At 65.4% G+C, this 8518-nt stretch carries 8 protein-coding genes; 2 read left to right on the top strand and 6 right to left on the bottom strand.

Features of this window, described 5'->3' with window-relative positions; genetic code table 11:
* The 6 genes from A6M56_RS18865 to A6M56_RS18840 all read right to left on the bottom strand — a co-directional run.
* The coding region (locus A6M56_RS18865; RefSeq protein ID WP_286758328.1) for a porin at window positions 1-816 on the bottom strand (816 nt) is incomplete at its 3' end.
* A 137-nt stretch (window positions 817-953) separates the two neighbouring features.
* On the bottom strand, window positions 954-1475 hold the full coding sequence (uraD, locus tag A6M56_RS18860) for a 2-oxo-4-hydroxy-4-carboxy-5-ureidoimidazoline decarboxylase (protein WP_062738362.1): 522 nt from the start codon (window positions 1473-1475) through the stop codon (window positions 954-956).
* On the bottom strand, window positions 1472-2434 hold the full coding sequence (puuE, locus tag A6M56_RS18855; protein ID WP_045787252.1) for an allantoinase PuuE: 963 nt from the start codon (window positions 2432-2434) through the stop codon (window positions 1472-1474). Before puuE ends, uraD begins: the two co-directional genes overlap by 4 nt.
* Window positions 2435-2627: 193 nt before the next feature.
* A complete protein-coding gene (locus A6M56_RS18850) occupies window positions 2628-4046 on the bottom strand; it encodes an 8-oxoguanine deaminase (protein WP_102080267.1) in 1419 nt (472 codons plus the stop codon).
* A 16-nt stretch (window positions 4047-4062) separates the two neighbouring features.
* Window positions 4063-5472, bottom strand: coding sequence for a nucleobase:cation symporter-2 family protein (locus A6M56_RS18845; RefSeq protein ID WP_286758325.1), 1410 nt, complete (start codon window positions 5470-5472; stop codon window positions 4063-4065).
* 93 nt (window positions 5473-5565) lie between these two features.
* Window positions 5566-6321, bottom strand: a complete 756-nt coding sequence (locus A6M56_RS18840) for a GntR family transcriptional regulator (protein ID WP_045787250.1) — start codon at window positions 6319-6321, stop codon at window positions 5566-5568.
* 367 nt (window positions 6322-6688) lie between these two features.
* Between A6M56_RS18840 and uraH the strand changes: the two genes are divergently transcribed.
* Together uraH and A6M56_RS18830 are read left to right on the top strand one after the other, a co-directional pair.
* On the top strand, window positions 6689-7042 hold the full coding sequence (uraH, locus tag A6M56_RS18835; RefSeq protein WP_045787249.1) for a hydroxyisourate hydrolase: 354 nt from the start codon (window positions 6689-6691) through the stop codon (window positions 7040-7042).
* 17 nt (window positions 7043-7059) lie between these two features.
* Window positions 7060-8328 (top strand): urate hydroxylase PuuD, encoded by a 1269-nt coding sequence (locus A6M56_RS18830; protein WP_045787248.1) that lies wholly within the window; start codon window positions 7060-7062, stop codon window positions 8326-8328.
* The last annotated feature ends 190 nt before the right edge of the window (window positions 8329-8518 follow it).

The following is an 8518-nucleotide window of genomic DNA, read 5'->3' as shown; positions in this document are numbered from 1 at the left end:
CGTGTTCTTGATGTACTGGTACTGGCCGTACAGCTTGACCACGCCAAAGTCGTACGTCGCGCCCAGCTGCGCAGCCGTCTGGCGCGAGAAGCCCGTCACCAGCGCATTCAGGTCGCCCGGATTGGCGTTGAAGCGCACTTGCTGGAAGGCCGCCGTGGCCGCGAAGTTGCCGCGGAAGTACAGGAAGTTGCCGCCCCACTTGTTCTGGCCGTTGTGGCCGGCCTGCTCGCCTGCCCCGTAGATGAAGTTGCCGGTCAGCCCGTTGAAATCGGGCGTGGAATACATGATCGAGTTGTTCCAGCCCGAATCGCCCACCAGCCCCGAGATGCCCGCGGCGCCCGTCAGGCCGTTACCGAGGTAGGTGTGGAACACCATCGGCGAGAACGTGTACGAATCGCCGTACGGGTTGAACAGGATCGTCGAGACGAAATACGGCGGCGTGATACGGCCGAGCTTGATCGTGCCCCACGAGTTCGAAGACAGGCCGACGGTTGCGTTGCGCGCGAAGAACGTGTCGCCGTCAAAGCGACCGGCCTTGCCGGTGTCGGGACGGAAGAATGCTTCTAGCGTGAAGATCGCCTTCAGGCCGTTGCCCAGGTCTTCGCTGCCCTTCATGCCCCAGTACGACGTCGACATGCCACCCGAATTGACGCCCCAGGCACGATCGGATGCGCCGAGGTTCTTGGTTGCGCCGGCCCAGGCGTCCACCTGGCCGTAGAGCATGACGGACGATTGCGCCTGTGCCCCGGCACTCGCTGACCCCAGTGCCGCTGCCGCTGCCAGCGCGGCCGCGCCACGCTTGATGTTCCACTGCATTGCTACCTCCTTGGTTGTTGAAGATCACCGTGGGTCGCGCCGCATTCTTCGATGCGGTCGCAGGCCGGCTGGTCAGGCTCCATGCCGGGCGGCGTCCCAGGCCCCATGACACCGCGCCCACAGCGTTGTTGTCGTGCTTAACCTGAAATCAAATCGTGCAGACGGAAGCCCGCGATCCGGTGGATCTGCTCCAGCGACGTGCGCAGCTCGGTATCGCGGTCGTTCTCGACGCGCTTGGCGAAGGCTTCGATGATGCCGTGGCGGTCGTAGCCGCGCACCGCGAGAATGAACGGGAAGCCGAACTTCTCGTTGTAGCGGGCGTTGAGGTCTTGCAGGCGCGCAAACTCTTCCGGCGTGCACTGGTTCAGCCCCGCGCCGCTTTGCTCGCGCGTCGACTCGGCAGTCAGTTCGCCGCGCACGGCAGCCTTGCCGGCGAGCTCCGGGTGGGCACGGACGAGCGCGAGCTGCGGGCCTTCGCCGGCGTTGTCCACGGCGTGGCGCATGGCGTTGGCAAGCGCATCGGCGGACGCGAACGGGCGTTGCGCGGCAGCCTGCTCGGCCACCCACGGCGAGTGTTCGTAAACGCCGCCCAGGACTTGCACGAACTGGGCAGCGTCCATGCCGTTGAGTTGCGAAAGGGTGTAAGTCGTCGGGCTCATGCTGCGGTGCTCAAAACGGGTTGCCTGGCGTACGGGTGGTGCTGCATCCAGTGGTTGGCGATGTCGATGCGGCGGCAGATCCACACCTTGTCGTGCGATTGCACGTAATCGAGGAAGCGCTGCAACGCACGGAAACGCGCCGGACGGCCCAGCAGCCGGCAATGCATGCCGATCGACAGCATCTTCGGGCGGGCGAGGCCGTTCGGGTCGCCTTCTTCGTACAGTACGTCGAAGGCGTCCTTCAGGTACTGGTAGAAGTGGTCGGCCGTGTTGAAGCCCTGCGGACTGGCGAAGCGCATGTCGTTGGTGTCGAGCGTGTACGGCACGACCAGGTGCGGCTTGGTCTCGCCGGATGACGTTTGGACTTCGGTCCAGAAGGGCAGGTCGTCGCCGTAATAGTCGGCGTCGTAGACGAAGCCGCCGTGCTCGACGACCAGGCGGCGGGTGTTCGGGCTGTCGCGGCCGGTGTACCAGCCCAGCGGCGCGTTGCCGGTCATCTGGCGGATGATCTCGACGCCGATGCGCATGTGCTCGCGCTCGGTCGCTTCGTCGATGTTCTGGTAGTGGATCCAGCGCCAGCCGTGGCAGGCAATCTCATGACCGAGGTCCACGAACGCCTGCGTCACGTCCGGATGACGCTGCAGCGCCATCGACACACCGAAGATGGTGAGCGGCAGCCCGCGCTTTTCGAACTCGCGCAGGATGCGCCAGACGCCCGCACGCGAGCCGTATTCGTAGATGCCTTCCATGCTCATGTGCCGAGCAGGGTAGGCGGCCGCGCCGATGATCTCGGAGAGGAACTGCTCAGAACCGGCGTCGCCGTGCAGCACGCAGTTTTCACCGCCTTCCTCGTAGTTGAGGACGAACTGCAGGGCTACGCGCGCGCCGCCCGGCCACTTGGGGTCGGGCGGGTTCTTGCCGTAACCGATGAGATCGCGCGGGTAGTTGTTGTTGGTCATGATTTTTGGCACCGAAGAGACTTCATACAACACCGGCCGGACGGCGGAATGGGGTTTTCCAAATGCGCGACATCACGCGTGGATGTTGTTCCCGTCAACGCAGGGCCAGCGCCGCTTGCGCGTGGCAAGGCCCTGTGTTGTCGGGACGCCGCAGATACGCGGGATGTCGTGCACCAGGCCACCCTCCATCCGGTCACGCCGGGACTGCCCGGGCAGCCTGCGCCAGTTCCAGCGCGAGCTTCCGGTGAACCGTGAGATGGGCGTCGAGTTCGAGCGTGGTCAGGCGGCCGTCTTCGACGACCACGCGCCCGTTGATCACGCTATGCGCCACGTTGGACGGGGCGCAGAACACCAGGGCGGCGACCGGATCGTGATCGGCGCCGGCAAGACCGACCTGATGGCGGTCGAAGCTGACAAAGTCGGCGGACATGCCGGGCGCCAGGGCGCCGATGTCGTCGCGGTTGAGCACCCGCGCGCCGCCGAGCGTGGCGATTTCCAGCGCCTCCCGCGCGCTCATCGCCGCAGGGCCGAAGCCCACGCGTGCCAGCAGCATGGCCTGGCGCGTTTCGCCGAGCATGTGCGCGCCATCGTTCGACGCGCTGCCGTCCACGCCCAGGCCGACCGGCACGCCGGCATCGCGCATGGTGCGGATGGGCGCAATGCCGGAGGCCAGGCGCATGTTCGAGCACGGGCAATGCGCAACGCCCGTGCCGGTGCGTGCAAACACGTCGATGCCGTGTGCGTCGAGCTTGACGCAGTGCGCATGCCACACGTCGTGGCCGACCCAGCCGAGGTCTTCCGCGTACTCCGCCGGCGTCATGCCGAACTTTTCGCGCGAGTACGCAATGTCGTTGTCGTTCTCGGCCAGGTGCGTGTGCATCGATACGCCATAGCTGCGCGCAAGCCTGGCCGATTCGCGCATGAGGTCGCGCGAGACCGAGAACGGCGAACACGGCGCCACCACCACGCGCAGCATCGAATGGCGATCGGGGTCGTGCCAGGTTTCGATCAGGCGCTGCGTTTCCTTCAGGATGGCGTCTTCGCCTTCGACCACGCGGTCCGGCGGCAGGCCGCCCTGGCTGCGGCCGACGCTCATGCTGCCGCGCGCCGCGTGAAAGCGCATGCCGATCAGCCGCGCGGCTTCGATGGAGTCGTCCAGCCGGCAGCCGTTCGGGTACAGATACAGGTGGTCGCTCGACGTCGTACACCCCGAGAGCAGCAGCTCTGCCATCGCCGTGAGCGTGGACACGCGCACCATCTCGGGCGTGAGCCCCGCCCACACCGGATACAGGTTCGTGAGCCAGCCGAACAGTTCGGTATCCTGCGCGGCGGGCAGGGCGCGCGTCAGGCTCTGGTACATGTGGTGGTGCGTGTTGACGAAGCCTGGCGTGACGACGTGGTCGCGCAGCTCAATGACCCGCACGCTGGGCCGGCCGATGGCATCGCGATACTGCGACGGCAGATCGGCCGTGGCGCCCACCCATTCGATCACGCCGCCGCGCGCCACCAGGGCGCCGTCGGCGATCTCGCGCCGTTGCGCGTCCATGGTGACCAGCACGTCGGCGTGACGCGCGATCAGAAGCGGATCCGTGTGCGCGGCAGTGGCGCTCATGTGCCCGGCCATGCGGTTACTCCGTGCCGTGGGTGTTGGCAGCGGCCTCGCGCATCGCGTGCTCGGTTGACTGCATGCCGTTGTAGTAGAGGTTCAGGATGACGGCCACCAGCGTGCCCAGCACGATGCCGCTGTGCGTGACCGGCTCCAGCCACTTGGGCAGGTACTGGAAGAACGTCGGCGCCAGCGTGGGGATCATGCCGAAGCCGATCGAGATGGCCACGATGAACAGGTTGTGGCGGTACTTGTTGAAATCGATCGAGCCCAGGATGCGCACGCCGGTGGCGGCCACCATGCCGAACATCATGATGCCCGCGCCGCCCAGCACGAACGACGGCACCGACGCCACGATGTGCGCCATCTTCGGGAACAGGCCCAGCAGGATCAGGATCACGCCGCCCATGGCCGCCACGAAGCGCGAGCGCACGCCCGTCACCGTCACCAGCCCCACGTTCTGCGAGAACGACGTGTACGGGAACGTGTTGAACACGCCGCCGATCACGGTGCCAAGGCCGTCGGCGCGCAGGCCGCGGGTCAGGTCATCCGTGGAGAGCTTCTTGCCGGTGATTTCCGCCAGCGCCAGGAACATGCCGGTCGATTCCACCAGCGTGATCAGCATCACGATGCACATCGAAGCGATGGCGCCGAAGTGGAAGGTCGGCATGCCGAAGTGCAGCGGCGTGATGACGGCCACCCACTCGGCCTCGGCCATGCCGGCAAAGCTGACCTTGCCGAACGCCATGGCGATGAACGTGCCGATCACGATGCCCAGCAGCACGGCGATGTTGCCGATCAGGCCGCGGCCATACTTGGTCAGCAGCAGGATGATGACCAGCACCGCCAGCGCAATTGCCAGGCCGCTCAAATCGCCATACGCAGGGTTGGGCACGGTCTTGAGCACGCCGTCGACCATCGTTTTCATGGTCGGCTGGCCGCCGGCTGCCCAGTTGATGCCCACGCCCATCAGCGACATGCCGATCAGCGTGATGACGGTGCCCGTCACCACCGGCGGAAAGAGCCCGAGCACGCGCCCCATGAGCGGCGCGACGATGATGCCGAACAGCCCCGCCGCGATCACCGCGCCGTAGATGCCGAGCAGGCCGATGCTCGGATCGCTGCCGATGGCGATCATCGGGCCGACCGAGGCGAACGTCACGCCCATCATCACCGGCATGCGGATGCCGAACTTCCAGATGCCGAACGCCTGGATGAGCGTGGCCAGCCCCGCGGCAAACAGGTCGGCGTTGATGAGAAAGGCGAGCTGTTCCTTGGGCAGATGCAGTGCGCCGCCCACGATCAGCGGCACCGCGACGGTGCCTGCATACATCACCAAGACATGTTGCAGACCCAGTGCGAGCAGGCGGCCGTACGCCACGCGCTCATTCGTCAGGTCCGCCGTGGGGGCGGCGATGGTGCTGCTTGCCATGAAGGTCTCCTTTTTGGTGGTGAGCCGGATGGCATCCGGCCTGGGGGCGGCGGCCTCTGTCGTGCCAGCTCGCCCGATACGGCAAAACCGGTCCTAGACTTGGTTGCGCGGGCCCAATACCGAACGCAGGTCGAAATCAGCGGGCGCTTCGGGGCGCACGCGGTCGGCACAGCATTGCAAGTGCTGGGCCATGTGGGCCTGCGCGGCGGCGGCGTCGCCGCGCTCGAGCGCGTTGAGGATGTCCAGGTGTTCGTCGAACGAGCAGGCGTTGTTGCCCGGGGCCTCGACGCTGGCGATCATCAGCGTGGTGCGCGACACCAGCCGGCGCATCATCTCCACCACCAAGGGGTTGCCTGCCTGCTCGGCCAGCGCGACGTGGAATTCGGCGGAAAGACGGATCCAGCGCGGCCGGTCATGCGTGACGAAGGCCTGGCGCTCTTCCTTGACGAGTTCCACGAGCGGGGCGATGGCGGCTTTCGGGTCGCCGCCGCGGCCGACCTTGTCGAGCACGGCACGCTCCAGGATCTGGCGCAGCTCGAACATGGCGTGCGCCTCGTCGATGGAAGGCGCCGCAATGAACGCACCGCGATTCGGTTCCAGATCGACCAGGCCGTCGGCGGCCAGCCGGGAGAACACCTTGCGCACCGTATGGCGTGCGGTGGCATAGATTTCGCACAGTGCGTGCTCCGTGAGCTTCGTGCGCGGGGGAAGGCGGTGCTCCATGATCGCGTCGTAGATCTCGTGGTACATCCGTTCTTCGAGCGACATACGTGCCCCCGCTGCCTTGGTGCCCGACGTACCGGGCTTTAGCGTCGTTTCCGTGGAGACCAGCTTGAGATTCTTGGACATGGAAGACCCGCCTTTCAGTAGTGCAGCGCCGCATCAGGAGCCGCGAAAATCTGTTGACAATTATTCGGGTGGGCCTTCAATATTGTCAACAAAATGCGTTCTGGAATCCGACAAACTAGGGAAATCCCTGTTTCACGTCCCCACAGAGACAGGGGTGTCGGACCGGAGCGAGCGACGGCTTTGCCGGCTTGGCAGGCGCCTTCCACACGAAGGCCGCAGGCGTAAACCGGCTGGACGCGCGCCGGGATGCGTGCAGTAGCACGTACCGAGCGGGCCCCGACGCCAGCCCTTGCCACACAAGGGTTCGGCGCGAGGTGCAAGTGGAGGCAGCGGCGCTTCTGAAAATTCGAACTACAGAGGAAGACAAATGGGACGCTTGACTACCCATGTGCTCGACACCGCTGCAGGCACGCCGGGCCAAAACCTGGCGATCGCCCTGTTCAAGATTGTCGACAATCAGCGCCAACCGATCAAATCGGTTCGCACCAATCACGATGGCCGTTGCGATGCGCCGCTGCTGGAAGGCGATGCGCTGCAGGCCGGCGTCTATGAGCTGGACTTCGCGGTGGGCGACTACTACCGCGCGGCCGGCGTCAAACTCCCCGAGCCCGCGTTTCTGGACGTGGTGACGCTGCGCTTCGGCGTGGCCGATACCGGCGCGCACTATCATGTGCCGCTGCTGGTGTCGCCGTGGTCGTACTCGACCTATCGCGGCAGCTGACGCACGGGGAGCGCATCATGGAAGGCTATATCCTCGACTGGGCCAACCTGCTCTTGCGTTGGCTGCACGTGATTGTCGCGATTGCGTGGATCGGCTCGTCGTTCTACTTCGTGTGGCTCGACAACAGCCTGACCAAGCCGACCGCACCGGACCTGAAGGACAAGGGCGTCGACGGCGAGCTGTGGGCCGTGCACGGCGGCGGGTTCTACAACCCGCAGAAGTACCTGCTGGCGCCGAAGCAGTTGCCCGAACATCTGCACTGGTTCTACTGGGAGTCGTACTCGACATGGATGTCGGGTTTCGCGCTGCTGACGGTGGTGTACCTGTTCAACGCCAACGTCTACATGATCGATCGCAGCATCTTCGACATGTCGGCGACGACGGCGGTGATCCTCGCGCTGGCGTTCCTGGTGGTCGGCTGGCTGGTGTACGACACGATCTGCCGCGTGTTCGGCAAGAACGACCGCGTGGTGGGCATTCTGGTTGCGATCTACGTGGTGATCGCGGCGTATGCGGCGTGCCACCTGTTCTCGGGCCGTGCAGCGTTCCTGCTGATCGGCGCGATGATCGCGACCATCATGAGCGCCAACGTGTTCTTCTGGATCATCCCGGGGCAGCGCAAGGTGGTGGCCTCGCTCAAGGCTGGCGAGAAGCCGGACCCGATCCACGGCAAGCGCGGCAAGCAGCGCAGCGTGCACAACACGTATTTCACGCTGCCGGTGCTGTTTGCGATGCTGTCGAACCACTACAGCATGACGTACGCCCACAAGTACAACTGGGCCGTGCTGGTGCTGATCATGCTGGCTGGCGTGCTGATCCGCCAGTTCTTCATCCTGAAGCACAAGGGCGTGATCAACTGGGGCTATCCGGCAGCGGGCGTGGCCGTGCTGCTCGGTGTGGCCGTATGGCTGGCACCGGTGCAGCGTCCGGCAGCACCTGCGGCGCAAACTCAGGCAGCAGCGGCCCCGGCGGCAGCCGCAGCGGGCGGCGCTTCGGCACCCGCCGCGGCGGCTCCGGCGGCGGCTGGCGGATCGGATTTCTCCAAAGTACAGGCAGTCGTTACCGCACGGTGCTACCAATGTCACTCGGCGCATCCTACCCTGATGCCTTCGCCGGCCAAGGGCGTGCTGCTCGATACGCCGGAGCAGTTGTCCGCGCATGCGCAACTCGTCTACCAGCAGGCTGTGCAGCAGAAGCTGATGCCCCTGGGCAATGTGACGCAGATGACCGACGACGAACGCGCGATCATCGCGAAGTGGTTTGAAGGCGGCGCCAAGACGAACTGACACTTGGGCGCAAGCCACAACAGGACGGTTTATCGGAGCATGTCACGCGTTCCCTAGCGGGTGACATGACCGGTGAGGGTTGAACGGGGCTGCGGCCCCGTTTTTTTTGCCTGAAGCCTTGCAGCGGTGTTTGCTTGGCCGGCCCGATCGGCTGGTGCCTCGCCTGCGAAAGGGATGCCGGCAAGGCAGG

The sequence above is a fragment of the Ralstonia sp. RL genome (assembly GCF_001683835.1).
Classification (GTDB): Bacteria; Pseudomonadota; Gammaproteobacteria; order Burkholderiales; family Burkholderiaceae; genus Ralstonia; species Ralstonia mannitolilytica.
This window is presented reverse-complemented; position numbering and strand designations above follow the sequence as displayed.